The organism is Allobosea sp. NPDC003192 (genome assembly GCF_050275675.1).
Classification (GTDB): Bacteria; Pseudomonadota; Alphaproteobacteria; order Rhizobiales; family Beijerinckiaceae; genus Allobosea.
In genome coordinates this window covers 31,853-58,244 of the sequence record NZ_JBNNPK010000014.1, presented here as the reverse complement: position 1 = coordinate 58,244, position 26,392 = coordinate 31,853, and the positions used below count along the sequence as shown (strand labels likewise).

The following is a 26,392-nucleotide window of genomic DNA, read 5'->3' as shown; positions in this document are numbered from 1 at the left end:
CGCCGGCATGGCAGCGGGAACCGAGATCGCGATCGTCGGAGGCGGGCTGGTAGGCGCCGCGATCGGGCTCGGGCTCGTGCGCGGCGGCACAAGCGTCACGCTCTATGACGAGGGCGACGTCGCCCACCGCGCCGCCCGTGGCAATCTCGGCAATGTCTGGGTGCAGGGCAAAGGACTGGCGAGCCCGCCCTATGCCGACCTCACCCGCCAGGCCGCATTGGCCTGGCGCGACTTCGCCGGCGCGCTGACCGACGAGACCGGCATCGACCTGCGCTTCCGGCAGGACGGCGCCTTCTTCTGCTGCTTCACACCGGAGGAACTCGACAAGCGCGCCGGCCAGCTCGAAGCGGCGGAGGCGCGCTCGCAGATCCCGAGCGGCTATGCGCGTGCAAGCCTGTCCGACATGCGGGCCGACTTCCCGATGCTCGGCGACGGCGTCGCCGGCGCGACCTTCTGCAAGCTCGACGGCATGGTCGATCCGCTGCGGCTGCTGCGCGCCCTGCTCGCCGCCTTCCAGAAGCGCGGCGGGCGCTACCTGCCGCGCGCCCGCGTCGAGACCATCACGGCGGAAGCCGGCAGCTTTCGCATCGCCTCCGCCGGCGGCGTGGGCCATGCCGACCGCATCGTGCTCGCCGCCGGGCTCGGCAATACCAGCCTGGCGCCCCAGCTCGGGCTGGAGGCGCCGGTGCGGCCGGTGCGCGGCCAGATCCTGATCACCGAGAAGCTGCGACCGTTCATGCCACGCGGCATCAGCTTCATCCGCCAGACCGAAGATGGCGGGCTGATCTGCGGCGAGTCCTCCGAGGAAGCCGGTTTCGAGGAAGCGACGACGCGCAATGTCCTGCAGGACACGGCGCGGCGCGCCACCACCGTCTTCCCCTTCCTGCGCGATGTCCGGGCCGTCCGCTCCTGGGGCGCGCTGCGCGTGATGAGCCCGGACGGCCAGCCGATCTACCAGCGCTCGCCCAGCAACCCGCAGGCCTTTCTGACCTCGGTCCATAGCGGGGTCACGCTCGCGCCCTTCCATACCGGGCCGCTCGCCGATGCCATCCGCGCCGGCGCACTGCCCGACGATATCGCCCTGCCCTTCTCCCCGGCCCGCTTCCATGTTCAAGCAACTCGCGCAGCCTGACCGGCCTCTGGTCGGCATCGTCCTGTCCGGTCGCACGGTCAGCGCGCCCGAGGGCGAGACGCTGGCTGCCGTGCTGCTGCGCGAGGGCTTCGGACCGTTCCGCACCACCCCGGCAGGCGGGCGCGAGCGCGCGGCCTATTGCATGATGGGCGTCTGCTTCGACTGCCTCGTCACCATCGACGGCCGGCCGAACCGCCAGGCCTGCCAGGAGCGCGTCCGCGCCGGCATCTGCGTCGAGCCGCAGCAGGGCGCCGCCCTCCTTCCTGCTCCCGGGAGCAAGGCATGAGTGGAAACGTCGACTTCGCCATCATCGGCGCAGGGCCGGCAGGCATGGCCGCCGCGATCGCCGCGCGCCGGCATGGGCTGAGCGTCGCGGTGATCGACGAGCAGCCAGCTCCGGGTGGGCAGATCTTCCGAGCCGTCACCGAGCCGGCGCCGCTGCCCGCTTCGGTGCTCGGCCCCGATTATCATGCCGGGCGGACGCTGGCGGAGCGCTTCCTCGCCTGCGGCGCCGATTACCGGCCGGGCTCGCTGGTCTGGCAGGAGGAGAAGGGTACGCTCGACCTCACCGGCCCGGATGGGCCACAGAGCCTCCAGGCGAAGCGGATCATCGTCGCCAGCGGGGCGATGGAGCGGCCCTTCCCGATTCCCGGCTGGACTCTGCCCGGCGTGATGACGGCTGGCGCCGCCCAGATCCTGCTCAAGACCGCGGCCAGTGCCGCGCCCGGCGCCGTGTTCGCCGGCAGCGGGCCGCTGATCTATCTCATCGTCGCACAATATGCCCGCGCCGGCGTCCCGGTCGCCGCCTTGCTCGACACGACGCCGCGTGGCGCACGATTGAAGGCGCTGCGGCAACTGCCGGGCGCGCTCATGGCGCCGTCCTACCTGCGCAAGGGTCTCGGCCTGCTGGCCGAGATCAGGCGCGCCGGCATCACCGTCGTCAATCATGTCGAGGCGCTGCGGATCGAGGGCGAAAGGGCCGTCAGCAGCGTGCGCTGGCAGGCCGGAGGCGAACGCGGCGAGATCGCGACCGATACGGTCTTCCTGCACCAGGGCGTCATCCCCAACGTCAATCTCGCCATGGCGCTCGGCTGCCGCCATGTCTTCGACGAGAGCCAGCGCTGCTGGCGGCCGGAGCGCGATCGCTGGGGCCGGTCGAGCCGCGACGATATCCTGATCGCCGGCGATGCGGGCGGCATCCTCGGCGCCTCCTGCGCCGAACTCACCGGCGAGATCGCGGCGCTGGCCGCTTGCGTCGATGTCGGGCGGCTCGCTGCTGAGGCAGCCAAGCGCGCTGCCGCTCCCGCCTTCGCCAGATTGCGCCGCGAGAGTGCGATCCGCCCCTTCCTCGAAGCGCTCTACCGGCCGGCGCTGCAATTCCTCGCGCCCGGCGACGACGACACGCTCGTCTGCCGCTGCGAGGAGGTGACGCGCGGATCGATCGCCGCCGCCGTCGCCGAGCAATGTCAAGGGCCGAACCAGCTCAAGGCCTTCACGCGGGCCGGAATGGGCCCCTGCCAAGGACGGATGTGCGGCCACAGCCTCGGCGAGACGATGGCGGCCCTGACCGGCCGCTCGCCGGCCGAGATCGGCTATCTGCGCATCCGCATGCCGGTGAAACCGGTGACGCTCGGCGACATGGCCGGGCCAGTCGACAAAGGGAGGAACGCAGCATGAGCAGCAGGCCGAAGCCGGTTTCCTACGAGGATGCCTCGCCCGAAGCGCGCGCCGTAATCGACGACATCAAGCGCAGCCGCAACGTGCCTGACGTCAACGACTTCTGGAAATACCTCGCAAGCGACCCCAAGACGCTGAAGCGGACCTGGGAGAGCATCAAGGAGGTGATGGCGCCGGGCGCGCTCGACCCGCTGACCAAAGAGCTCATCTATCTTGCGGTCAGCGTCACCAACAACTGCACCTATTGCATCGCCAGCCACACCGCCGCCGCTCGCAAGGCCGGGATGAGCGAGGAGATGTTCGCCGAGCTCGTCGCGGTGATCGGCATGGCCAACGAGACCAATCGGCTCGTCACCGCCTATCGCGTGCCGGTCGATCCGGCCTTCGACTGAGCGATGCCATGAGCAAGGACATCCAGGCCCGCCTCGCCGCGATCGGCACGCCGACCCTGTCGAGCCAATTGATCAAGCACGGCCTGCGCCAGAGCTATCTGTCCGGTCCCCGCCGGCTGGTCGGCGAGAACGCGGTCTGCGGCCCGGCCTTCACCCTGCGCTTCGTGCCCGCGCGCGACGACAAGGCTGTGCCGGCGAGCTATGGCTGGCCCGGCGCCTTGCCGGCTGCGATCGACGCCGCCCCGGCCGGGAGCATCGTCGTCATCGACGCCCGCGGGAACCCGGCCGCCGGCACGGTCGGCGACATCTTCGCCGATCGCCTCAGGCTCAAGGGCGTCCAGGCTATCGTCAGCGACGGCGTCGTGCGCGACCTGCCGGGCCTGCGCCAGGTCGGCCTGCCCATCTGGGCGAGCGGCACGGCCTCGCCGCCCTCTATCGGCGGACTCAGCTTCGCCGGCTGGGGCGAGCCGATCGGCTGCGGCGACGCCGCGATCTGGCCCGGCGACCTGATCGTCGCCGATGAGGACGGCGCCCTCGTCGTCCCGCCCGAACTCGCCGAGGAGATCGCCATCGGCGGCGAGAAGCAGAACCGGTTCGAACTCTGGGTGCAGAAGCGCGTCGCCGCCGGCGCGCAGCTCGTCGGGCTCTACCCCGCCGACGCGAAGACGCTCGCCAAGTTCGAAGCAGAAGACACCGCCCGAACCGCCTGAACCACGTCTCTTACCTTGATCGGAGCCTCCACGATGTCACGCCTCCTCCCGCGTCTCTCGCTGCTGGCGCTCTTCGGCGCCATGCTCGCCGCCCCGCTACCGGCGGCCTCCCAGAGCAAGAACCTCGAATGGACCTCCGGCTCGCCCGGTGGAGCCTGGTTCACCCAGACCACCGGCGTCTCGACCCTGGTCATGGAGGCGACACCGGGGGTCAACATCCGCATCGTCCCCGGCGGCGGCAAGGACAATCCCAGCCGCATCCAGGCGGGCTTGAGCCAGATCGGCATGGGCATCGACTTCCTCAGCGCCGCCGCGCTGAAGGGCGAGGAGCCCTACAAGCAAAAGCACGACAAGCTGCGCACCCTCGGCTCGACCGGCGTCGATGTCTATTTCATGGTCTACGTGCCGGTAGAGGAGAAGCGCTCGCTCGCCGAAATCCTCGCCGATCCCAAGCTGACCATCGGCGTGACCTCGGCGGCCACCTCCGAGCACCTGACGCTGCAGCGCGCGCTCGAGCACTACGGCAACTCCTTCGCCAAGATCCGTGCCGGCGGCGGCAAGGTGGTGATCTCGGCCTATGGTGAGTTGATCCAGGGCTTCAACGACAACCAGTTCAGCGTGCTCTGGACGGCGGGCGAGATTCCTTCAGGCCTGGCCAGCCAGATCGTCGACGGCCGACGCAAGGTGAAGTTTGCCGCCTTCCCGGCGGAGCTGCAGAACGCCCTGACCGAGAAGTTTGGCTACTCGAAGGGCACCATCCCGGCCGGCACCTTCCCGGAACTGCAGAGCACAGACATCTCCGTCTCCTCCATGGGCAACATCTACCTGGTTTCCTCGGAACTCCCCGACGACTTCGTCTACGCGATGACCAAGGCGATCATCGCCAACAAGCCGCGTCTGGCGAACATCTACCAGGCCATGGGTCGCTACGACCCCGCCACCGCCTGGAAGACGCAGCCGGTGCCGCTGCACCCCGGCGCCGAGAAGGCCTTCCGCGAAGCCGGCTTCCTGAAATAGCGGGACCGACGCCGGCGCCTTCGTCCGTTTTCGAGAATCACATGGTCGGGCTCGTGCAGCCATGCGCAGGCCCGATCAAATTATCGCCCCATGCGCCTGCTCGACTTCCTCCTTCGAAAGGAGGGACAACCATGCGCACCGTACTCGCAGCGATCGCCATCGCTCTCGCCGGCTGCAGCGGCACCGACAGCTCGCACGGCGTCGCCAGGAATCTGACTGTCGGCACCGAGCAGTGCTCGAAATTCAAATGGGGCACCGCCGAGATGGCCGCCTGCCTCGACCGTGCGGCGGAACGGCAATCAGCGACCGTCGCCAGCCCGAAGGACGCCGACAGCAGCTGATCCAAGGGTGTTTTTGATTTTGTTCCATGCGCAGGCGGTTATCCCGCACTCGCTAAGAGAGCTTGTGCGGCGCAGCAATAGTTCATATCTAATCCGTGCCGAAGCAACCTCCCCACGTTTCGAAAGGAGCGATCCATGCTGGAACGGCACGAATGTGAGTGTGTGCTCGAGACCGAGCACGACCACGAAGACAACGAAGCGCAGCAGCAAGACGTCTCAGAGACGTTCTCTCCGCGCGACCACCAGGCAGGCTTCTGGAGCTAGCCTCTTCAAGGCAGAGCGGAGGGCGTGAAGCCCTCCGCCAGCCACGCTTTCCCTGACGTGTCCGACCCCGCTGCCCCCGACCTCAACGCCAGGTGGCACCGGTGTCCTCTTCGTCTCCTGGCCTTTTCCGGCTCGCGGGCCTTTCACCGCGAGTCCGATGGTCAGCGCGCCGCGCGGCGCACCGTGCGCGTGACGGCGGGGCCGGAGATCGCGCCAGCAGCTCCGCCGACGACAGCTCCAACCGGGCCGGCAACGACGGCGCCCGTGCCGGCACCGACGGCTGCCCCGCCAATTCGCTGTTCGAGGGTATTGCCGCATCCCGCGAGTAGAAGAGACGTGGCAGCCAATGCCAGCACCGACCTGAGCATGTTGAGGTTCTCCAAAGATGAATAGGCTGCGGGGAGCTCCGCGTCGCTGCCTTCAGGGCAGACTGAGTCGGGCTTTTCCATGGCAGCGACCACGGGTTCCCACGCCATGAACGTCGCAAGAGACCGGTCGGCCAATTTTCCACATGTGGATGCGCTTGAATGCCAGGCGCTCAGCAACCTCTGACGCCAATCGCAGAAATCCGCGTCCTGCCGCCCCGTCGACAGCTCAAGCCATTGTCTCCCGGGCAAGCGCCAATCCCTCTCCAAATTCGCGGCCCGGAATCGAGGCGAGCAGCGCCTGGGTATAGGAGTGCTGCGGCTGACCGAAGACCGAGCCGATCGGCCCGGCCTCCACCACCTCGCCATTCTTCATCACGGCGACGAGATCGCAGACCTGTGCCGCGACCCGCAGGTCATGGGTGATGAAGACGATCGAGAGGCCGAGGCGTTCGCGCAGGTCGGCCAACAGCTTCAGCACCTGCGCCTGCACGGAGACGTCGAGCGCCGAAACCGGCTCGTCCGCGACCAGCACCGCCGGCTCCAATGCCAGCGCCCGGGCGAGGCCAATGCGCTGGCGCTGGCCGCCGGAGAACTCGTGCGGATAGCGTTCGGTCGCGGCCGGATCGAGCCCGACCAACCCGAACAGCTCCTTGGCGCGGGCCAGCGCCTGCGGCCGCGCCATGCCGTGTACGATAAGCCCCTGCGCCACCGCCTCGCCGGCCTTGCGGCGCGGATTGAGCGAGGCGAACGGGTCCTGGAACACCATCTGGATATCGCGTGTCGCCGAGCGCATCTCCTCGCGGCTCAGTTTCGCGAGATCGATGCCGTTCAGGCGGATCTCACCGCTTTCCGGATCGATCAAGCGCACGAGGCAGCGCGCCAGCGTCGATTTCCCCGAGCCGGATTCGCCGACGATGCCGAGCGTCGCACCCCTGGGCAGCACCAGCGAGACGTCCTTGACCGCATGGGTGACGCGCTGGCCGCGGCCGAGGAAGCCACCGGTGCGGTAGGTCTTCGAGACATGGCCGATCGTCAGGATCGGCTCGGCGGACAGCGCCCGCGCCGGCGGCGCCTTGAGCGGCGGCACCGCGGCGATCAATTGCTTTGTATAGGCGTGTTGCGGGTTGCCGAGCACGGCCTCGGTCTCGCCGGTTTCGACGACCTCGCCCTTGCTCATCACCGCGACCCGGTCGGCGATCTCCGCGACCACGCCGAAATCATGGGTGATGAACAGCACCGCCGTGCCCTTGCGGCGCTGCAGGTCGCGGATCAGCTTCAGGATCTGCGCCTGGGTGGTGACGTCGAGCGCCGTCGTCGGCTCGTCGGCGATCAGCACCTTGGGATCGAGCGCCAGTGCCATGGCGATCATGGCGCGCTGGCGCTGGCCACCCGAGAGCTCGTGCGGATAGGCTTTGAAGGCGAGCGCCGGGTCGGGAATGCGGACTTCCTCGAGCAGCGCGAGGGTGCGGGCCTTGATCTCGGCCGCCGACAACTCCGTGTGCAGCTCGAACATCTCGCCGATCTGGTCGCCGATGCTGCGCAGCGGGTTCAGCGCCGTCATCGGCTCCTGGAAGATCATGGCGATGCCGGCGCCGCGCACCTTGCGCATCTCTGCTTCGCCGAGCCCGCAGAGATCGCGGCCCTCGAACAGGATGCGGCCGCCGTCGATGCTGACGCCGCCGGGCAGGAGCCGCATGATCGCGTTGGCGGTCATCGACTTGCCGGAGCCGGATTCGCCGACGACGCAGAGGATCTCGTTTGCCGCCAGCGAGAGCGAGACATTGGCCATCGCATGCGAGCGATCGCCGCCGGCCGGCAGCTTCACGCTGACATCGTCGAGGACGAGGATCGGGCTCATCGGCTCTTCAGCCTCGGATTGAGAGCGTCGTTGAGCCCTTGCCCGACCAGCGAGACGGCGAGCACGGTGACGAGGATGGCGATGCCGGGAATGGCCGAGACGTACCATTGCACCCGCAAGACATCGCGGCCGGCGCCGATCAGGTTGCCCCAGGAGGCGACGTTGGGGTCGGAGAGCTTGAGGAAGGCGAGGGCGCTTTCGAGCAGGATCGCGATCGCCATCACGACGCTGGCATAGACGATCACCGGCGGCAGCGCGTTCGGCAGGATCTCGCCGAAGATCAGCCTGATGTCCTTGAGGCCGAGCGTCCGGCCAGCCTGCACGAATTCGCGGTTGCGCAGCGAGAGGAACTCCGCCCGCGTCAGCCGGGCCGAAGCCGGCCAGGAGACGATGCCGATCGCGACCGTCACGGTGGTGATGGTCGAGCCGAAGACCGCGACCAGCACCAGCAGCAAGAGGAAGTTCGGCAGCGTCTGGAACGCCTCGGTGACGCGCATCAACGCAGTGTCCACCCAGCTGCCGTAATAGCCGGCAAGCGCGCCGATGGTGATGCCGATCATGATCGAGATCACCGTCGCGACGCCGCCGATCAGCAGCGAGATGCGCGCGCCATGGAATATCTGGGCGGCGATGTCGCGGCCGGAATTGTCGGTGCCGAGCAGGAAGCGCGGATTGCTGAACGGCCAGATCAGCGGCCGCCCGGCGAGCGCCAGCGGGTCGCGCGGATAGAGGACGTCGGCGCTCGCGGCCATGGCGAGGACGAGGATGAGCAGCACGAGGCCGATGACGGCGGGCGGGCTACGGAAATAGAGCTTCACCAGATCCATGGCTCAGCTCCCGGTCGTGATGCGCGGGTCGAGCCGGGCATAGAGCAGGTCGACGATGAAGTTGACCGCGATCACCAAGAGCGCCGAGACGAAGACGATGCCGAGCAGTGTGTTGAGGTCGCGCTGGATCACCGATTCATAGGCGAGACGCCCGAGGCCCGGCAGCGAGAACACGCTCTCGACCACGACCGAGCCGCCGAGCATGGTGCCGGCCTGCAGCCCGATCAGCGTCACCATCGGCAAGAGCGCGTTGCGCAGTACATGCCGGACCACGACGCGCGTCTCGTCCATGCCCTTCGAACGCGCGGTGCGGACGAAATCGAGATTGAGCACTTCGAGCATCGAGCCGCGCATGATGCGCAGATAGATCGCCATGTAGAACAGGCCGAGCGTCAGCGTCGGCAGCACGAGATGCGAGGCGATGTCGAGCACCCGCCGCAGGCCGGTATAGCTGACCGTGATATCCTCGAAGCCGCCGGCCGGCAGCCATTGCAGATAGATCGAGAAGACGACGATCGCCATCAGTCCGAACCAGAAGGTCGGCATCGCATAGAACATCAGGCCGAGGGTCGAGATCAGCGTGTCCGGCCATTTGTTGACGCCGCGCGCCGCGACGACGCCGAGGATCAGCCCGAAGAAGAAGGCGAAGGAGAGCGAGGCGGTCATCAAAAGGATGGTCGCCGGCAGCCGCTCGGCGATCACCGTCGCCACCGGCTTGCCATAGATCGCGGAGAAGCCGAGATCGAGCCGGACCAGGCGCCAGAGATAATTGCCGAGCTGGGCCCAGACCGAGAGGTCGAGCCCGTAGAATTCGCGCAATTGCTTGGCGGTGGCGGCGTCGCCGCCGCCCATCTGCGCCATCAGCGCATCGACCGTGTCGCCGGGCGCGAGCTGCAGCAGCAGGAAGACCCCGATCAGGATCAGGAACAGGGTCGGAATCGAGGCGGCAAGACGCCGCCCCGCAAGACTTAGGACGCGCATGGGTACTGGCCGGATCCGGCTGCGGGAATGAGCGAAGCGGTCACTCCGCCAACCAAAGATCGTGCCAGGAGGACGAGCCCCAGCGCGGCGTGTTGGAGTGGTTGCGGGCCTTGGCGCTGATCGCGGTCAGGAAGATCTGCTCTATCGGCGTCCAGATCGGCAGCTCGGTATTCGCGCGCCGGACGAAGTCGCCATAGAGCGCCTTGCGCTTGGCCGCATCGACCTCGGTCGCCGCGTCGTCGATGATCTTGTCGATGGTCGGGTCGGTCCAGTCCCACTGGTTGGTCCAGGGCGCGCCCTTGGGCTGGCCGGAGCGGTACCACACCGTGGTCGAGACGGCCGGATCGTTGCGGTACTGGTGCCAGCCGGTGGCGAGATCGAAGGCATGGTCGTCATAGACCTGCTTCAGATAGCCGCCGCCATCGGTGCGGACGATCTCGACCTTGATGCCGACATCGGCGAGCGACTGCTGGATGAAGGTGGCGAAGAGCGTGATGTCCTCGCCCCAGGGCGCCGGCAACAGCCGCAACGAGAAGCGCGTCCCGCCGGCACCGGGCTTGAAGCCGGCCTCGTCGAGCAGCTTGGCGGCGAGCTTCTTGTCGAACGGATACTGCGGACCATTGTCGGCCGGATAGAAATCGGTCGAGACGGAGGGGATCGGCCCGGTGCCACGCTTGGCGAAGTCGCCGAGGAAGTTCTCGATGAAGAACGGGATGTCGAGCGCATGCGCGATGGCGCGCCGGACGCGGATGTCGGCGAGCTCCTTGCGGCGGAAATTGAACTCGATCGTGTTGGTGCGGGCGTTGCCCTCATTGCCCTTGGTCGAGACGATAAAGCGCGGATCCTTGCCGAGGCGGGCCGAGTCCGAGATCGTCAGGCCGGAGAACGGGCTGTAATGGATCTGCCCGGCTTCCATCTGCGCGGCTGCAGCGGCGCGGTCGGTGACGACGCGCCAGACGATCCGGTCGAGATAGGGCGCATTGGCGCGCCAGTAATTCGGATTGCGCTCGGCGATGACGTGCTGGCCGCGCTCGTACTGGACAAACTTGAACGGGCCGGTGCCGACCGGCGCCAGATTGACCGGGTTCTGGCGGATGTCGCCCTTGCCCTCGTAGAGATGGCGCGGCGAGACATAGCCGAGGTCCGGCAGAGCGCGCAGCAAGAGGTTGAGCGGCATCGGGCGCTCATAGCGGAACACCGCCGTCAGCGGGTCGGGCGTATCGACCGCGGTGAGGAAGAGCTGCAGCGTCGAGCCGTAGTTCAGGATCTTCTTCCACATCTCCATCGCCGTGTACTGCACGTCGGCGGAGGTGAAGGGCTTGCCGTCATGCCAGGTCACGCCGGGGCGGAGCTTGAAGGTGATGGTCTTGCCGTCGGGCGAGGCTTCCCATCTCTCGGCGAGCACGCCGACGGGCTGGCCCTTGGCGTCGAGATCGACCAGCTGTTCCTGGATCTTGCCGCCGATGATGTAGACGCCGGTCGAGGCCTGGAGGCTCGGGTTGAGCTGGCGCTGCTCGGCGCCGTAATGGACGGTGAAGACACCGCCCTTGCGGGGCGTTTCCTGGCCGAAGGAGCGCATCGGGAACAGCACGCTAGAGGCGATGGCGGCGCTGGTCATCAGCGCAGCGCGACGGGTCATGTCCATGGATGATCTCCTGGGGCCGGCGTGCAGGCTCGGCACGATGCGGTCGTCATAGGGCCCCGTCAATGCGACGGGGCCGTTCTCGAGAAGCGGAAAACCGCACTATTGCGGCAGGAAGCTCACGATCACGCCGTTGGCGGAGGCGGCGGGGACGCTGAGCGCCGCGCCATGCCGGACACCGACAGAGCCTAGCGCCTTGGCCGCGGCGTCGAGATCATAGCTCGCCAGCACGATCGCCACGGCTCCGCCAGGCGCCGTACCGGCCCGCACCGCCTCGGGATAGCGCCGGGCGAGACCGGCCGCATCGTAGAACAGGAAATCGGCGCGCTTGCCGCCGGAGGGCACCAGCCAGCCATCGTCCTGCTGCTTCACCGGCTCGTCGATCAGTCGGCTGAGATGCCCGGCCGCGGCCTTCGGATCGGCGGCGAGCACCTCGACGCGGATGATCCGGCTCGCGCCATTGGCATGGCTCTGCAGCTCGGGAATCCAGACCGTCTCGCGGGTCAAATGCTGGCAGGCGAAGATGCGCAGGCTGCCGGGGTTCTCGTCGAGCGGCCAGCGGAAGACGTTGAACCTGGCCTCGCCCTTGCCGCCATTGGGCAGATCGACCGGGCGGCCGAAATGGACCGGGCCGAGCGGCTCGAGGCCGCGGCTCTTGAGTTCGGCGGCGCCGGCGGCGGCGTCATCGGTGGTGAAGGCGGCGCGCTCGATGCCTTCGCGCTCCCTGAGGAAGTCGCGTGTCGGCTTGTTGTGCTCGGTCTCGGCCAGGATGCCGAGCAGCTCGACATAGTCGTCTCCGAACATGATCGTGTAATTGCCGCTGCCGAGGATCGGCGAATGCGTGCCGCGCGGCGAGACGGTGAAGCCGAGGCGCTGCCATTGCCGGGCGGATGCGTCGAGATCGCGAACCGTCACCACGACATGGTCGAGACCAAGAATATGCTTGAGCGGCATGACGCCCCCTTGTGACCAGAACCCAACGGAAGGGAGAGTTCATCCGAACGGAAGTTAGGGCGCAACCGCTTCGGGATGACAATTCCGGCAGCCCCCGCTGCACGGGAGACATAGCGTCGGGAGAATAGAATTTTCAAGGAGACGAGAGAAGAAGCCGAAATTTGGTAGAATTCATTCGCCTTAACCAAAAAATATAGAAAACTATTCTCCGCCGAATGAACGGCCGGGAAAGGCCTGCTTGCAGCTCGGCGGACATGGCGGCAAGGATAAGGCTGCGCCCGCCACGCGGGCCTGTCTCATCCGATCCAGTCGAAAGCCGCTGCTTATGACCGCTTCTTCCTCCGTCGCCTGGCCGCCTTCGCTTTGGGCCGCGACGGCCCAGCCCGGCCCCGTGCTCGGGACACTCGAAGGCACGGTCGAGAGCGACGTCGTGGTGATCGGCGCCGGCTTCACCGGCCTGTCGACCGCGATCCATCTGCGCGAGAGCGGCGTCGGCGTCACCATCCTCGAAGCGGCCGAGCCGGGCTGGGGCGCCTCGGGGCGCAATAACGGCCAGGTCATCCCGACCTTGGCCGGCCACGACCCTTCCGCGATGGTTGCCCGGCACGGCGAGGCCGGCGAGCGCTTCAACGCGGTGCTGCGCGACGCCGCGCAATATCTCTTCGATCTCGTACGCAAATACCACATCCCGGCCGAAGCCGAGCAGGCCGGCTGGGTCCAGCCGGTGCATTCGCCGGGGCGCTTCAAGCTCGCCGAGAAGCGCGTCAGGGAATGGTCGGCGATCGGCGCGCCGGTCGAGCTGCTCGACCGCACCGCAGTGGCTGAAATGCTCGGCTCGGATGCCTGGTTCGGCGGCTTCTGGAACCGCACCGGCGGGCATATCAACCCGCTCGCCTTGACACGGGGCCTGGCCGAAGTCGCGCTCAGGCTCGGCGCGACCATCCATGCGCGCTCGCCGGCGGTGAGCATGGCGCATCAGAACGGTCGCTGGGTGGTGACGACGGCGAAGGGCTCGGTGACGGCCCGCGCGCTCGTGCTGGCGACCAACGCCTATACCGGCGAATTCGAGCCCGGCCTCGCCCCTGACATCGCCAATGAGGTCATCCCGGTCCTGTCCTGGCAGATGGCGACCAAGCCGGTCAGCGACAACATCGCCAAGACGGTGATCCCCGGCCGGCAGGCGATGTCGGATACGCATCGCGAGCTCTATTTCGCCCGCTGGGACGCCCGCAACCGCCTGGTCACCGGCGGCGCTGCGATCCTGCCGGGAGCCGGCGGGGCCAATCTGCGCCCGACGGTCGCCGCGCGGCTGAAGCGGCTCTGGCCGCAACTCGGCGAGGTCGAGTTCGATTATGTCTGGTCCGGCTATGTCGGGATGACCCCCGACAACCTGCTGCAGCCGCACGTACCGGGCTATCCGCGCATCCACCAACTCGGGCCGAGCGGTTTTGGCTGGGTCGGCTGCAATGGCCGCGCCGTCGCGCTGTCGATCTCGCTCGGCCGCGAATTGGCGAAGGCGATACAGGGGACGGCGCTGGAGACACTCGGCCTGCCGCTGTCGACGCCGAAGCCGCAGCCCTTTCAAAGCCTCGTCCGCCGCATCGCGCCGCTGGCCCTGCCGCTCTACCGAAAACTGGATGCGCAGGAAGTCTAGGCGAAGCCTGAGCGCGCGACGACCAACCCATGCCTAAAGCCCCGCCCCTTCCCGCCACGCAAAGCTGCTGAAAGGCGTGTGATCGCTGGCCCGGAATAGTTCGACCGGCCTGGGAATAATCGCGTCCGCGCAACGTTTCCGTTGCCATGACGATGCTCTCTTCCTCCTCGTCCGCCGAGCTCGCCATGGCTGGCGGCTCCCGCTTCGATCATTGGCGCTTCGCCGGAACAGTGCTCCGGCTGGGATCGCCCATCCTGATCGCCATCGGCATTGCCGCCGCCATCTGGCTCGGCCTGCCGCTCGATGCCCGCGCGAAGACAGCCCTGATCGTATTCGCGCTGGCGATTGTCGGCTGGTGCCTCGCCAGTCTCGACGACACGCTGATCGCCCTGGCGGCTGCAGCCGCTCTCGTGCTCTGCGGGCTCGCCTCCACCCGTAATCTGCATGCGGCGCTCGGCAATGAGCTGACCTGGCTGCTGATCGGCGCCTTCATCATCGCGGCCGTTCTGCGCGCCTCCGGCCTCACCGAGCGCCTGGCCTCGGCGGTGCTGAGCCGCACCCGGTCCGTGCGCGCATTGTTCCTCGCCGCAACCGGCGTGATCGTCGCGACCGCTCTGTTCGTGCCCTCGACTTCGGGGCGCGCGGCATTGCTGCTGCCGGTCTATCTCGCTCTTGCTGCCGGGATCGATGACAGGCGCATCCGGCGGGCGCTCGCATTGCTGTTTCCGACCGTGATCCTGCTCTCGGCCGGCGGGACGCTGATCGGCGCCGGCGCCCATCTGATCGCGATCGAGATGATCCAGCGCAGCGGCGGGGCTGGCCATGGCTATCTCGGCTGGCTGCTGCTCGGGATGCCGCTCGCTGTCCTGGCGAGCTTCGGAGCCACCTTCATCATCCTGTTCGCCTTCCTGCGTCCGGCGGAGCGGGCGCATGTAATCGAGCTGCCGTCGACTTCGGCAGAGTCGCTTTCGGGTCGGCAGCTTTATGTCGGCGCGCTCGTGATACTCGTCGTCATCGGCTGGTGCACGCAGCCAGTACACGGCGTCGACGCCGCCCTGGTGACACTGTGCGGCGCGATCGCACTGACCCTGAAGCCCTTGGCGCCGCTCTCGATGAAGCAGGCGGTGAAATCCGTCGAGTGGCAGCTCATCCTCTTCCTCGCCGCGACCACGCTGATGGGGCAGACGCTGATCGAGACCGGTGCCGCGAACGGGCTGCTGCGGCCGCTTCTTGGCGCGCTGCCGCAAGACGCACTTGCAAACCCTATGATGGTTGCCGCGCTGGTGAGCACCGTCGCCCTGTTGTCCCATCTGCTGATCACCTCGCGCAGCGCCCGGGCGACCGTACTGATCCCATTGCTGGCCCCGCCCCTGGCTGCGCTCAGCTATGATTTCGGCGCGCTCGCCATGCTGATCGTGATGGGGACCGGCTTCTGCCAAAGCCTGCCGGTCAGCGCCAAGCCCGTCGCGCTCTATGCCGATCTCGAGCACGAGACCTATCGGCCGCGCGATCTGATCGGATTGTCGCTGCTGCTGCTGCCGATGATGGGTGTGCTGCTGATGGTCTTCTCGCTCTGGATCTGGCCGCTGTTCGGCCTGTCGTTACGTTGATCGCATCCTTCGAAAAAATTTGAGCCGGCAACGGAATAAGCCGCCCAGGCCGTCGTTTTCAGCTGCAGAGGCATTTGACGGCCTCGGGATTTCGAGAGGATTTGCAATGACCCTCAATATTCTGATCGCCCCCTCCGGCTTCAAGGAATGCCTGGACGCCAGCGATGTCGCCCGCGCCATCGCCGAAGGGGTCAAGACCGCCATGCCGCAGGCCAGGACGATGCTGGCGCCGCTGGTCGATGGCGGCGAGGGCTTCACCCGGGCGCTCTGCGCCGTGACCGGCGGCATCCTGCACGAACGCATCGTGACCGGCCCGGTCGGCGACCCCGTCACGGCGCATTTCGGCTTCCTCGGCGGTGCCGGTCCGAAGACCGCGGTGATCGAGATGGCGGCCGCAGCAGGGCTGGCGCTGGTGCCGCGCGACCGGCGCGACCCGACGCTGACGACGAGCCACGGCGTCGGCGAGCTGATCGCGGCGGCGCTCGATGCCGGGACCGAGCGCATCCTGCTCGGCTGCGGCGACAGCGGCATCAACGATGGCGGCGCCGGCATGGCGCAGGCTCTCGGCGTGCGCCTGCTCGATGCCGAGGGCGCGCCGATCGGCCGAGGTGGCGCGGCGCTCGGCAGGCTCGCGCGCATCGACCTTTCCGGCCGCGACCCGCGCCTCGACAGCGTCAGGATCGACGCTGCGGTCAACTGGCACAATGTGTTGCTCGGTCCGCGCGGCGTCGCCCGCGTCTTCGCCCCGCAGAAGGGCGCGAGCCCCGAACAGGTCGAGATCCTGGAGGCGGCGCTCGAATGCTATGCCGACAGGCTGTACGCAGCAACCGGCCGGGATGTCTCGACTGCTCCCGGTTGCGGCGCTTCCGGCGGACTCGGCGCTGGGTTGCATGCGCTGTTGGGCGCGACGCTCCACCCGCGCTATGACATCGTGATGCGATATCTCTCCTTTGAAAGCATGCTGCGCCGGGCCGATCTGGTCATCACGGCCGAGGGCTGCCTCGACGAGCAGACCCCGTTCGGCAAGATCCCGGCAGAGGTCGCGCGCCAGGCGCGCGCTCGCGGCATCCCGGTGATTGCGCTGGCCGGCACGATCGGGCGCGGCAGGGTCCGGATCAATTTCGAGCATGGGATCGACGCCTTCGCCAGCATCCTCAAGCGGCCCTGCACGCTGGAGGAGGCGATCGCGGAATCGGAGAAGCTGCTGCGTCGCGCCGCCGAGGATGCGATCCGGATGATCGGTGTCGGCATCCGCCTTCGGCGCGAGAAGGTCGCGGCATGAGCCGCACCCGCCTTCGCCGCGGTCTGCGCGCCTCGCTGCTCGGCTTTGCGCTCGCTGGGGCGCCCTTCATGGGCGTGCCTGACGATGCCGGCCGCATCCTTCCCGCGATCGCTGATGACAGCGATGGCGACGACGGTGGTGACGGCGGAGGCGGGGCTGGCGGCGGAAGCAGCGGTGGCGGGGGCGGTCAAGGCGGTGGTGGCGGCAGCTCGGGCCGCTTTCGCACCGGGGGCGAGCACCGGATCGACGCCGGCCGCCTGTTGCGCTTCTTCGGCATCGAGGGGAGCCGGCCTCGTCGCACGCAGCGCCCCGCCCCCCGTGCGGCTGCCCTGGCGGTGCCGCGCGAGATCGTCGCCGCTGGGCTGACGCAGGCCGAGCTCGACATCCTGAGCGGCGAGGGCTTCCGCGTCGTCGCGCAGCGCAATCTCGGCCTGCTCGCCAATCTGACGGTGAGGCTGCGGGCTCCTGCCCGGCTATCGATGCAGCGCGCCCTTGCGCGCGTTCGTGCGCTCGCTCCCTCGGCTCTGGTCGACCTCAATCACCTCTATCGCGGCGCCGCCAGGCCGTGTCCCGAGAACCAATGCTTCTCGCTGGTGGCACAGGAGGCACGGATCGACGGCGCCTGCTCGGCGCGCGGCATCATCGGCATGGTCGACACCGGCGTCGACACCGAGCATCCGGCACTCGCCAGCAGGCCGGTCGAGACACAGACGATCCGGGGCCCGGATCTCCGAGCCGCCTCGACGCAGCACGGCACCGACGTCGCGATTCTGCTCACGCGCGGCGCAGAGGCCGGCGGCCAGGAGCGCATCATCGCCGTCGATGCCTTCCATCGCCGCGGCGGCGGCGACAATGCCGACAGCTTCGACCTCGTCGGCGCGCTCGACCTGCTGGCGCAGCGCAATGTCCGCGTCGTCAATCTGAGTCTCGCCGGGCCGGCCAATGTGCTGGTCGAGCGGATCGGCCGAACGATGCATGAGCACGGCGCCGTGCTCGTGGCGGCCGCCGGCAATTACGGGCCGGGGGCCGAGGCGCGCTATCCTGCCGCTTATCCCTGGGCTGTCGCCGTCACCGCGATCGACCGTGACGAGCGCATCTATGCCCGCGCCAATCGCGGCAGCCATATCGCCTTCGCGGCGCCGGGCGTGCGCATCCAGCTGAGTGACAAGGCGATGCGCCCGGCCGCGCCGCGCTCGGGCACTTCCTATGCGGCGCCGCTGGTCACGCTCGCCTTCGCGCAGCGGATTGCGCGCGAGGAGGCGGTGAAACCATCGTCCCTGCTCGCCGCTTTGTCGGTAGAGGCGCGCGATCTCGGTGAGCCCGGTCATGACCCGGTCTTCGGCTGGGGCCGGCTCTCCTGCAGCCCGTGACGGAAGCGGGTCACGGCGATGCCTGAGATCGGCACCAATCCATCTGGGTATGCTGCTCCTGCGCAGGCAGCGGCATCCTCGCCCTTTGGCACGGAGTTGATCGCGCTGCTGCCGCGCCTGCGGCGCTACGCGATGACGCTGACACGCTCGGCCAGCGAGTCGGAGGATCTGGCGCAGGCCGCCTGCGAACGGGCGCTGCGTGCGCAGGCGCAATGGCAGGAGGGGACGCGGCTCGATGCCTGGCTGTTCAGCATCGCCCGCAACCTCTGGATCGACCAGTTGCGCAAGCGCCAGCGCGAGGGCGCCAGCGAGGCGCTGGAGCTGCATCCGGAATTGCAGGGCGAGGATGGCAGGCAGGTCACCGAGAGCGCGCTGACCGCCGGCTCGGTCCAGCAGGCGCTGGAGGAGATGCCGTCCGAGCAGCGTGACCTGCTGCTGCTCGTCTGTGTCGATGGCCTGAGCTATCGCGACGCCTCCGACCGGCTCTCGATCCCGATCGGGACGGTGATGAGCCGGTTGTCGCGCGCCCGCCTTGGCCTGGCCCGAAGATTGGGAATGGAACCGAGATGACGAAACGCGCTGTGACCGACGAGGAGCTGATGGCGCTGGCGGATGGCGAGCTGGCGCCCGACGCGGCCGAGCGCCTGCATGCGCTCGTCGTCGCCGATCCCGATCTCGCGGAACGCTTCGCGATCCTGGCGGAGACCCGCTTCCTGCTGGAAGGGGAGAGAGCGGAGGCGCAAGCGGTTCCGGACCATCTCCCGGCGGCCATTGCTGGGGCGGGCAGCCCGCCGGCTGCTCCGCGCCTCTCGGTGATCGCAGGCGGAAAGCCGGCTGCTCCGGACGCTCCTCCGGCGCGTCGCTGGCCGCGTCTCGCCCTGCCGCTGGCTGCCAGCTTCCTGTTCGTGGCCGGCGGGCTGGCGGGCTACCTTGCGGGCGGCGCCGGGCGGTCCGGTGCTGGCATAGCGCTGGCCGGTTTCTCCCGCGACGGCATCGATGCAGCCTTGTCGCGGACGGCCAGCGGCGGTGAAGCAACCCTGCCGGGCGGCAAGTTGCGCGTGATCGCCTCTCACAAGCTCGGCGACGGACGGCTCTGCCGGGAGTACACGCTGGCGCGTGCCACTGAGCCGGGCTGGGACGCGGTCGATTGCCGTGACGGCGGCAACTGGCGCACGGAATTCCTCGCCGCCAAGGCGGCCCCGGCAGCCGGCTATGCACCGGCAAGCGGCGATGCCGGTGCCGAAGCGTTTCTCAATGGACGCGGCGCAGAGCTGGTGTCGCCCGACGAGGAACGCCGGCTGCTCGGCGGCGGCAAGTAATCCGGTGCCGGCGGTGGCTTCGCGGCTTGCTCTCCGCCGCAGGACGAGGGTGACAGAGCGGCAATCCTGCGAGCGCAGGGAATTTGGCGGAGACGGCAATCCTGCGGGCCGATGCTTTGGCTGATGAGCAGCGATATCCACTGTCTTTCGACACGGTGTGCACCAGCGCTGGAAGGGTCCTTCGTCCCCCTTTGGGATTCGGATGTTTGCCCTTGCGGGTTTCGGCGCGTCGAAAGCGCCGCGTCTCACCAACGCAGGAAACGCGGAACGGCAAGAGCACCGAACGCCGCAACGATCGCGATCGCGATCGTGTACCAGGTCGCAAGGAACGGCGCGGTATCGTCCGGGCAGTGCAGGCTGTAGGCGACCGTAGCGAGCCCGGCCGAAGCGAGGCCGGCGCAGACTCCGGTTAGCCTGCCGTCGACCGGTGCGCCGCGGCGCGCCAGTCCGAGCAGGATGACGAGCGGGAGCAGCGCATAGAGCGGCACCGCGACGAGGCAGGCGCGCCAATGGCGACCGAAGACCAGCGCGCTCCACTGCTCGGCGGGCGCCTGGGAGAGCGTGGTCAGCGCCCAGGCGACCACGAGCGCGACCGGGATGGCGACGAGCGGCAGGTACTTGCCCGGCTTCAGCCCCGGCCGAAGGCTGCGCTGGAACAGCACGAGCGCGATGCTCGCGACGCTGGCGCCGAGCAGTACCTTGGCGATCACGGGCCGCGTCAGCCAGGCGCTGGCGAGGTCCGGGCGAGGACCCAAGGCGAGGAGAACCAGCAGAGCGGTGAGCGCCAGCGCTGCCAGGGCACAAAGCCAGCTCGCGCGGCGCAGCCAGCCGGTATCCACCGAACGGTGGCCGGCGGTCATCATGGCGATCAGGTCATCGGTCTGCATGGTTGTCGGTTCCACTCGGCAGGGAATTCGCGCCGAGCCGGCGAAAGGTTACGTGCTTGGGATCATGCACGGTGATCATCCCGGCCGCTCCCTGCGCCGGGACAGGAATTTGGCCATGGCCTGCAGGCCGCGATGGATCGCGACCTTGGCCGCATTCTCGGTCATCCCGGCCGCTTGCGCGGCCTCGGCCACGCTCGCGCCCTGGAGCTTGACCCGGTCGATCAGGCTGCGCGTGCGCTCCGGCAGCGCCGCCAGGGCGCGCTCCAGATCGAGCCTGGCTTCCGAGGCTGCGTCGTCGGCCGGGCCGGCAAGCTGATAGGCCTCGTCATCGAGCGGCAGGTTGCCGGCATGGCGGCCCGAGCGGCGCAGATGATCGACGAGCTTGTAGCGGGCGATGGCATGCGCCCAGGCCGTCACCGGGCTCGAGCGGTCATAGGTGTGCTGCGAAAGGTGCAGCGCCAGCAGCGTTTCCTGCAGCACGTCCTCGGCTTCGCTCGCCTCCCTGCGCCCGGCGCGGGCCAGCATCTGGCGCAGATAGCCGCGCAGCCGCACACTGATCGTGTCGAGGAAGAGGCGATAGGCAGCGGCATCGCCGGCAAGCGCTGCGAGGAAGAGAGGCCGAAGCTGCGTTTCAAGTTCGTCGAGCGACAAGGCTTGCGTGCTGTTCGGGGAGGCCGCGGGATCGGTGGACTTAATCCGTCGCACGGCCATGGCGGGCTCACAAGCCCGTGACCGGCCGCTGAAGCGCCGATGAAGCGCCGATACGCTCGCATGTATGCGAGGTCCGCGACCAGGCACTCGAATCGGAAATCGACATGGCGCCCGTCCGCCTCCTCCTGTCTCTCCTCACCCTCGTCACCCTGGCGATCGTCACCGGCTTGCCATTGCGGGCTCAGCCGACGGCTGTCGGCGCGGCGATCGATGCCTGCCCCACGGCTGATGGTTGCTCGGTCGCGAGCGGCCGCTACCGCATCCTGCTGCCGCCCCGTCCGCGGTCGGAACCTCTCGGCGCGATCCTCTATTTCCACGGCTATCAGGGATCGGCCGAGGAGGTGATCGCCGATCCCGCCCTCACCGCTGTCGCCCGGCAGCTCGGTGTCGCGCTGATCGCACCCGACGGGGCCGGGCGCACATGGTCCTATCCCGGCTCGCCCGCCCGAAATCGCGACGAGTTCGCCTTTGTCGGGCAGGTGCTGGACGATGCCGTGCCGCGCTTCGGCATCGATCCCCGGCGCATCCTGGCGAGCGGCTTTTCGCAAGGCGGCTCGATGGTCTGGTATCTTGCCTGCCGGATGCCGACGCGCTTTGCCGCCTTCGCCCCGATCGCCGGCGCCTTCTGGGAACCGCAACCCGAGCACTGCGAAGGCCCGCGCCCGCCGCTGATCCATGTCCATGGCGTAAGCGATGCGACGGTGCCGATCGCCGGGCGCGCCCTACGCTCCGGCGCGCGGCAGGGCGATCTCTTCAAGAGCCTTGCCGTCCTTGCGCCGGGCGGCTGCACCGCCGGCTGGGCCGGGACGGTCCGTACCGATATCGCCGCAGGCAAACTCTCCTGCCGGCTTGCAACCGGCTGCGATGGCTCGGCCAGGCTGGAGCTCTGCCTGCACGACGGCGGTCATGTTGCCGACGCGGCCTGGGTCGAGCGCGCCTGGCGGCTGGCGATGCCGCAGGCGCCTGTCGGACCAGCCGGGCATGCCGGCCTCACGTCTCCGTGATCGTGTAACCAAACCGTCCTTCGACGCGATCTCTCCGGTGATGCCGCCAGAGCGGCAAGCCGGAGAGAGAGCATGCGTCACGAACGGATAGCGGCCGCGGAGCCGGCTGAAACCGGCGGAGAGCAATTCGTGACCGGCGCCGATCTCCTGGCCGTTCGCCTGGCCGCTGCCGGTGCGACCCACGCCTTCGGCATCCCCGGTGGCGAGGTGCTGGCGCTGGTCGATGCGCTCGAACGGGTCGGTATCCGCTTCGAGTTGGCGCGCCATGAGAATGCCGCCGGTTTCATGGCCGAGGGGCTTTGGCACGCGACGGGGGCGCTGCCGGTTCTAGTCACAACGCTCGGGCCCGGTGTCGCCAATGCGGTCAATGTCGTCGCCAACGCGCAGCAGGACCGGGCGCCGCTGATCGTCGTCACCGGCTGTGTCGACCAGGCCCTGGCCGAAAGCTATACGCATCAGGTCTTCGACCATCAGGCGGTGCTGCGCCCGTTGGTCAAGGCGAGCTTCCGCGCCGCGTCGGGGACCGAGGACCTCGTCGTCGAGAAGGCCGTCGCGATTGCGCGGCGCGGGCGGCCCGGCCCGGTCCATATCGACCTGCCGATCTCGGTCGCCGAGGCCCGTGTCGCCCCGCGATCGCCTGCTGTCATCCCTGCGGCTCAACCCGGCATCCCGCGCGATCTCTCCTTCGCTCGCGGCTTGATCGCCGAGGCGAAGCGTCCATTGGTCATCGCCGGTCTCGACCTCGTCGATCAGGGCGGCGCCGCCGCGCTCGACCGCTTCCTTGCCCGCACGGGTGCACCACTGTTGACCACCTACAAGGCCAAGGGGCTGGTGTCGGAAGACGACCCGCGCGTCATCGGCGCCGTCGGCCTTTCGCCGAAAGCCGATGCGATCGTGCGTCCCCTGATCGAGGCCGCCGACCTGATCGTGCTCGCCGGCTACGATCCGATCGAGATGCGCCAGGGCTGGCGCAATCCCTGGCCAGCCGGCAAGCCGGTGATCGACATCGTCGCCGAAGCCGTCCAGCACGGCATGCATGCCGCGACCGCGCTGCTCGAAGGCGATGTCGGCGCGACCCTGACGGCCTTGGCAGAGGCCCAGCCGGAGCAGCCGGCCTGGATCGATGGCGAGCCGGCCATGGTCCGCAGTCGCTTGCGCGCTGCCTTTGCCGCCCCCGCCGAATGGGGGCAGCATGCGATCTTCGAGACGCTGCGCGCCGTCGCTCCTGCGGGCACGGTCACGACCGCCGATTCCGGCGCGCATCGCATCCTGCTCAGCCAGATGTGGAGCTGCGGCGGGCCACGCCTCCTGCTGCAGTCGAGCGGGCTCTGCACCATGGGCTGCGCCCTGCCGCTGGCGACGGGCGCGGCGCTCGGCTCCGGCCGGCCGACCCTCTGCTTCGTCGGCGATGCCGGTCTCGAAATGGTGCTCGGCGAGCTGGCGACTCTGCGCGACCTTGGCCTGCCGGTGATCGTCGTCGCGCTCGTCGACAAGGCGCTCGGGCTGATCGCGCTGAAGCAGCGCCAGCTCGGCCTGCCGCGCGCCGGCGTCGACATCGGCGAGACCGATTTCGCCGCCGTTGCCCGAGCGATGGGCGGCCATGGCGCGACGATCGACGATCGCGAGACCCTGATCCGCGAGGCGAAAGCCGCTCTCGCCCGCAGCGGATTCACGCTGCTCGCCTGCCGCATCGACGCCGGCAGCTATGAGGGAGCCTTCTGATGGCAGCGCTCCCTTCCGTCCCGCCGAAACGAGCGCGCGACGAGCGGCTCGATTTCTTTCGGGGCCTGACGATGCTGATCATCTTCGTCGCGCATTTGCCGCAGAACAGCTGGAATGCCTGGATTCCGGCGCGCTTCGGCTTCTCCTCGGGTGCCGAGCTCTTCGTCTTCTGCTCCGGCATCGCCAGTGCGCTGGCCTTCGGCAGCGTCTTCACCCGCCGCGGCTTCTGGTTGGGGACGGCGCGCATCGCCTACCGCATCTGGCAGGTCTACTGGGCGCAGATCGGTCTCGTCCTGGCGCTGATCGCGCTCGCCGCGGCACTGGACAGCGTCTTCGGGCTGAGCGAGCTCGCTGAGCAATTCCCGCCGCTCCTCACCGACCCGGCGAACGCGCTGCTCGGCATCGCCACGCTGACCTGGCAGCCGGATTATCTCGACATCCTGCCGATGTATCTCGTCATCCTGGCGCTCGTGCCGGTGATGATGCTGGGCCGGCGCCTCCATCCCCTCCTTCCGTTCCTCATCGCCGCGCTGCTCTACGCTGCAGTCTGGACGAAGGGAATCAACCTGCCAGGCAACCCGTGGAATGGCGCCGGCTGGTTCCTCAATCCCTTCGCCTGGCAGTTGATCTTCTTCGTCGGCTTCTTCATCGGCATGAAGTGGCTGCCGATGCCGCGGCTCGGCGACCGGCGGCTGATGCTGGCGACCGCGCTCTTCCTCCTCGTCTCGCTGCCGCTATCCTTCTGGGGCATCCTCGAACGCTGGACGCTGGCGCAGGCAGCCCGCGACCTTCTCCTCCCCGCTAGTGAGAAGACCGACCTGCATATCCTGCGCGTGCTGCATTTCCTGGTGCTGGCCTATCTGGTGCTCAGCCTGATCGAGCCCTGGAGGAACCGGCTCGATCGCGGCGCAGGCCATCTGCTCGTCCTGATCGGCCGGCAGTCGCTAGCGGCTTTCCTCGCCAGCGCGGTGCTTGCCCGCCTGCTCGGTGCGGTCGCCGACATGGCCGGGCGCAGCGAGCCCTTGGTGGCCCTGCTCAATCTCACCGGTTTTGCGCTGATCCTCGCCACTGCGGTCGCAGTCGGCTGGTTCAAGCGTGCGCCCTGGGCCGGGCCGGATCGCAAACCGACTGCGGAAAACCAGGAGCAGGCGGCGCTCGGCGCTGCCCTGCCTACACGGGTCCGTGAAGCGAGTTGAGCGCCGCTTGATCGCGCTCTTGCGAACTCCCTGAAGAGCGCCCTTCGCGGCGCGGCAACGGAGCAGCCCATGTCCTACGCCACCTATCACGATATCTCCGGCAACCGCATTACCGTCGCGAACGATGCCGCGCGGCTCGCCTGGAACGACACCCTCGAGGCGCTGCTCGCCCATGCCGCCGCCACGCCCGAGCATCTCGCCCGGACGCTCGTCGCCGATCCCGATTTCGCTTTGGCCCACGCCGCCAAGGGATTGATGCTGCTCTCGCTGGCGCGTGCCGAGCTCGTCGCTCCAGCCCGTGATTGCCTTGCCAAGGCCCGCTCCGCCATGCGCCAGCGGCCGATCATGCGGCGCGAGAGCATGGTCGTCGAGGCGCTGGCGCTCTGGCTCGGCGACGCTCCGCGCCGGGCGGCGCAGCGGCTCGAAGCCATTCTGGACGGGCATCCCCGCGACGTGCTGGCGTTGAAGCTTTCGCACGGCATCCGTTTCATGCTCGGCGATCAGAAGGAGATGCTGGCGACCCTGCACCGCGCCGCCCCTGGCTTCGGCGAGCAGCATCCCTTCGCCGGTTACATCAACGGCTGCTATGCCTTCGCGCTAGAGGAGCGCGGCTTCTATGCCGAGGCCGAGCGCGTCGGCCGCCATGCCGTGACCTTGAGCCCGCGTGACGCCTGGGGCCGGCATGCAGTCGCCCATGTCCTGGAGATGAGGGGCCGCGTCGATGAGGGCATCGCCTGGCTTGGCGACGGTTGCGCCATCGCCCATGCCAATAATCTGCGCTTCCATATCCTCTGGCATCTTGCACTGTTCCGGCTCGAGCGTGGCGAGACGGCCGAGGTGCTGCGGCTCTATGACGAGGAGATCCGGGCCGAACCGACCGACGACTATCGCGACATTGCCAATGGCGCCTCGCTGCTGGCGCGGCTCGACTATGCCGGTGTGGATGTCGGCCAGCGCTGGGACGAGCTCGCCGCCAAGGCGCAGGGGCGCATCCATGACGGCCGCCTCGTCTTCGCCGACCTGCACTATGCGCTGTCTCTGCTCGGCGCCGGGCAGGCCGATGGCGCCGAGGCCATCGCGCGCAGCCTGATCGACGATGCACTGTCCCATCCCAGCGGGGAGCGGCGCGACGCCTCGCGCAACGGCGCGCTCGCGGCCTTCGGGCTGATCGCCTTCCACGAAGGCGACTATGACGAGGCGGCCCGCCTGCTCGGCGCCGCCCGCAGCGGCCTGACCACTATCGGCGGCAGCCATGCCCAGCGCGACCTGTTCGAGCAGGCCTATGCCGAAAGCCTGATCCGCGCCGGCCAGCACGATCGTGCCGCTCATATCCTCGGCGAGCGCCTGGCCCGCCGCGGCGGCGACAATCTCTTCGCGGCACGCCGACTGGCGCTGCTCGAGCGCCGCGGCGCCGGGCGCCTGGCCGCACTCGCCATCGCCTCCACTCCGCTCGCCATCGCTCATTGAACGCCCA

25 protein-coding genes are annotated in these 26,392 nt (G+C 68.5%); 17 read left to right on the top strand and 8 right to left on the bottom strand.

All coding sequences use genetic code 11. The annotated features are described in order from the left end of the window. The first annotated feature begins 7 nt into the window (after positions 1-7). The 7 genes from ACQKLX_RS18890 to ACQKLX_RS18860 all read left to right on the top strand — a co-directional run bounded on the left by ACQKLX_RS18890 (position 8) and on the right by ACQKLX_RS18860 (position 5,269). Positions 8-1,132, top strand: coding sequence for an NAD(P)/FAD-dependent oxidoreductase (locus tag ACQKLX_RS18890; protein ID WP_427363096.1), 1,125 nt, complete (start codon positions 8-10; stop codon positions 1,130-1,132). Beyond that, the gene (locus ACQKLX_RS18885; RefSeq protein ID WP_427363095.1) at positions 1,107-1,418 is read left to right on the top strand and encodes a (2Fe-2S)-binding protein; all 312 of its coding nucleotides are present in this window, start codon (positions 1,107-1,109) and stop codon (positions 1,416-1,418) included. The genes ACQKLX_RS18890 and ACQKLX_RS18885 overlap by 26 nt, the downstream gene beginning before the upstream one ends. After that, complete coding sequence (locus ACQKLX_RS18880; protein ID WP_427363094.1) at positions 1,415-2,809, top strand: FAD/NAD(P)-dependent oxidoreductase; 1,395 nt, start codon at positions 1,415-1,417, stop codon at positions 2,807-2,809. The genes ACQKLX_RS18885 and ACQKLX_RS18880 overlap by 4 nt, the downstream gene beginning before the upstream one ends. Then, a complete protein-coding gene (locus ACQKLX_RS18875) occupies positions 2,806-3,201 on the top strand; it encodes a carboxymuconolactone decarboxylase family protein (RefSeq protein WP_427363093.1) in 396 nt (131 codons plus the stop codon). Before ACQKLX_RS18880 ends, ACQKLX_RS18875 begins: the two co-directional genes overlap by 4 nt. An 8-nt stretch (positions 3,202-3,209) precedes the next feature. Beyond that, a complete protein-coding gene (locus tag ACQKLX_RS18870; protein ID WP_427363092.1) occupies positions 3,210-3,911 on the top strand; it encodes an RraA family protein in 702 nt (233 codons plus the stop codon). Between the two features lie 33 nt (positions 3,912-3,944). Beyond that, the gene (locus ACQKLX_RS18865; protein ID WP_427363091.1) at positions 3,945-4,928 is read left to right on the top strand and encodes a TAXI family TRAP transporter solute-binding subunit; all 984 of its coding nucleotides are present in this window, start codon (positions 3,945-3,947) and stop codon (positions 4,926-4,928) included. A 131-nt stretch (positions 4,929-5,059) separates the two neighbouring features. Next, on the top strand, positions 5,060-5,269 hold the full coding sequence (locus ACQKLX_RS18860) for a hypothetical protein (protein ID WP_427363090.1): 210 nt from the start codon (positions 5,060-5,062) through the stop codon (positions 5,267-5,269). 425 nt (positions 5,270-5,694) lie between these two features. On the opposite strand, the gene ACQKLX_RS18855 is transcribed toward ACQKLX_RS18860, so the two are convergent. The 6 genes from ACQKLX_RS18855 to ACQKLX_RS18830 form a co-directional block, all read right to left on the bottom strand. Next, positions 5,695-6,009: a hypothetical protein gene (locus ACQKLX_RS18855; protein WP_427363089.1), complete on the bottom strand. Its 315-nt coding sequence runs from the start codon at positions 6,007-6,009 to the stop codon at positions 5,695-5,697. A 118-nt stretch (positions 6,010-6,127) separates the two neighbouring features. Then, entirely contained in the window at positions 6,128-7,759 is a 1,632-nt protein-coding gene (locus ACQKLX_RS18850) for an ABC transporter ATP-binding protein (RefSeq protein WP_427363088.1), read from the bottom strand. Next, positions 7,756-8,586 carry an ABC transporter permease gene (locus tag ACQKLX_RS18845; RefSeq protein ID WP_427363087.1) on the bottom strand — a complete coding sequence of 277 codons (831 nt, stop codon included), beginning with the start codon at positions 8,584-8,586 and terminating at the stop codon, positions 7,756-7,758. Before ACQKLX_RS18845 ends, ACQKLX_RS18850 begins: the two co-directional genes overlap by 4 nt. Positions 8,587-8,589: 3 nt before the next feature. Next, positions 8,590-9,567, bottom strand: a complete 978-nt coding sequence (locus ACQKLX_RS18840) for an ABC transporter permease (RefSeq protein ID WP_427363086.1) — start codon at positions 9,565-9,567, stop codon at positions 8,590-8,592. Positions 9,568-9,607: 40 nt separating this feature from the next. Then, positions 9,608-11,212, bottom strand: a complete 1,605-nt coding sequence (locus ACQKLX_RS18835; protein ID WP_427363085.1) for an ABC transporter substrate-binding protein — start codon at positions 11,210-11,212, stop codon at positions 9,608-9,610. 99 nt (positions 11,213-11,311) lie between these two features. Further along, positions 11,312-12,163: a VOC family protein gene (locus ACQKLX_RS18830; protein WP_427363084.1), complete on the bottom strand. Its 852-nt coding sequence runs from the start codon at positions 12,161-12,163 to the stop codon at positions 11,312-11,314. A 325-nt stretch (positions 12,164-12,488) separates the two neighbouring features. Between ACQKLX_RS18830 and ACQKLX_RS18825 the strand changes: the two genes are divergently transcribed. The 6 genes from ACQKLX_RS18825 (at position 12,489) to ACQKLX_RS18800 (ending at position 19,398) form a co-directional block, all read left to right on the top strand. Beyond that, positions 12,489-13,817, top strand: coding sequence for an NAD(P)/FAD-dependent oxidoreductase (locus ACQKLX_RS18825; protein ID WP_427363083.1), 1,329 nt, complete (start codon positions 12,489-12,491; stop codon positions 13,815-13,817). A 146-nt stretch (positions 13,818-13,963) separates the two neighbouring features. Continuing rightward, a complete protein-coding gene (locus tag ACQKLX_RS18820; RefSeq protein WP_427363082.1) occupies positions 13,964-15,427 on the top strand; it encodes an SLC13 family permease in 1,464 nt (487 codons plus the stop codon). A gap of 106 nt (positions 15,428-15,533) precedes the next feature. Further along, on the top strand, positions 15,534-16,709 hold the full coding sequence (locus tag ACQKLX_RS18815; protein ID WP_427363081.1) for a glycerate kinase family protein: 1,176 nt from the start codon (positions 15,534-15,536) through the stop codon (positions 16,707-16,709). Beyond that, positions 16,706-18,079: a S8 family serine peptidase gene (locus tag ACQKLX_RS18810; RefSeq protein ID WP_427363080.1), complete on the top strand. Its 1,374-nt coding sequence runs from the start codon at positions 16,706-16,708 to the stop codon at positions 18,077-18,079. Before ACQKLX_RS18815 ends, ACQKLX_RS18810 begins: the two co-directional genes overlap by 4 nt. An 18-nt stretch (positions 18,080-18,097) precedes the next feature. After that, positions 18,098-18,649 carry an RNA polymerase sigma factor gene (locus ACQKLX_RS18805; protein ID WP_427363079.1) on the top strand — a complete coding sequence of 184 codons (552 nt, stop codon included), beginning with the start codon at positions 18,098-18,100 and terminating at the stop codon, positions 18,647-18,649. After that, positions 18,646-19,398, top strand: coding sequence for an anti-sigma factor family protein (locus tag ACQKLX_RS18800; RefSeq protein WP_427363078.1), 753 nt, complete (start codon positions 18,646-18,648; stop codon positions 19,396-19,398). Before ACQKLX_RS18805 ends, ACQKLX_RS18800 begins: the two co-directional genes overlap by 4 nt. A gap of 245 nt (positions 19,399-19,643) precedes the next feature. Here the strand turns inward: ACQKLX_RS18800 and ACQKLX_RS18795 are convergent, their stop codons facing one another. Both ACQKLX_RS18795 and ACQKLX_RS18790 read right to left on the bottom strand, forming a co-directional pair. Then, positions 19,644-20,285 (bottom strand): NrsF family protein, encoded by a 642-nt coding sequence (locus ACQKLX_RS18795; RefSeq protein ID WP_427363077.1) that lies wholly within the window; start codon positions 20,283-20,285, stop codon positions 19,644-19,646. A 75-nt stretch (positions 20,286-20,360) separates the two neighbouring features. Beyond that, positions 20,361-20,996 (bottom strand): sigma-70 family RNA polymerase sigma factor, encoded by a 636-nt coding sequence (locus ACQKLX_RS18790; protein ID WP_427363076.1) that lies wholly within the window; start codon positions 20,994-20,996, stop codon positions 20,361-20,363. 104 nt (positions 20,997-21,100) lie between these two features. Here ACQKLX_RS18790 and ACQKLX_RS18785 point away from each other — a divergent pair, with 104 nt between their 5' ends. The 4 genes from ACQKLX_RS18785 to ACQKLX_RS18770 all read left to right on the top strand — a co-directional run bounded on the left by ACQKLX_RS18785 (position 21,101) and on the right by ACQKLX_RS18770 (position 26,385). Next, the gene (locus ACQKLX_RS18785) at positions 21,101-22,000 is read left to right on the top strand and encodes a CE1 family esterase (RefSeq protein ID WP_427363075.1); all 900 of its coding nucleotides are present in this window, start codon (positions 21,101-21,103) and stop codon (positions 21,998-22,000) included. 72 nt (positions 22,001-22,072) lie between these two features. Next, positions 22,073-23,722, top strand: coding sequence for a thiamine pyrophosphate-binding protein (locus tag ACQKLX_RS18780; RefSeq protein ID WP_427363074.1), 1,650 nt, complete (start codon positions 22,073-22,075; stop codon positions 23,720-23,722). Further along, positions 23,722-24,918 carry an OpgC family protein gene (locus tag ACQKLX_RS18775; protein WP_427363073.1) on the top strand — a complete coding sequence of 399 codons (1,197 nt, stop codon included), beginning with the start codon at positions 23,722-23,724 and terminating at the stop codon, positions 24,916-24,918. The genes ACQKLX_RS18780 and ACQKLX_RS18775 overlap by 1 nt, the downstream gene beginning before the upstream one ends. A 69-nt stretch (positions 24,919-24,987) precedes the next feature. After that, on the top strand, positions 24,988-26,385 hold the full coding sequence (locus ACQKLX_RS18770; protein WP_427363072.1) for a tetratricopeptide repeat protein: 1,398 nt from the start codon (positions 24,988-24,990) through the stop codon (positions 26,383-26,385). Positions 26,386-26,392: the final 7 nt, after the last annotated feature.